Below are 248 nucleotides of genomic sequence, written 5' to 3' on the forward strand. Positions count from 1 at the left end.
CTGTAGAGAGCAATCGCGCTGTTGAGGCGATGGGTCTTGCCGCTGAGCGCCGCAAGATGGGCCGCGGCTTGTTTCATATCCGCTGGCTTGTGAAACACCCGGTCGCCAAGCGACATCGTCTGATCGGAGCCGATCACCAGGGCATCCGGAAATCGCCGGCTGACCTCCTCCGCCTTGGCCCGCGCAAGCACGAGGGCCACCTCATCCGGAGAGGCGCCATTCTTCTCAAGCGGTGCTTCGATCGCCCG

At 63.7% G+C, this 248-nt stretch carries 1 protein-coding gene; it reads right to left on the minus strand.

What is annotated here, in order from left to right:
- Positions 1-248, minus strand: a 248-nt coding sequence (locus tag SB764_RS43335; protein WP_410867214.1) for a Maf family protein, incomplete at both ends; no start/stop codon positions are given.

It is taken from the genome of Paraburkholderia sp. SIMBA_027 (genome assembly GCF_046535315.1).
Classification (GTDB): Bacteria; Pseudomonadota; Gammaproteobacteria; order Burkholderiales; family Burkholderiaceae; genus Paraburkholderia; species Paraburkholderia tropica.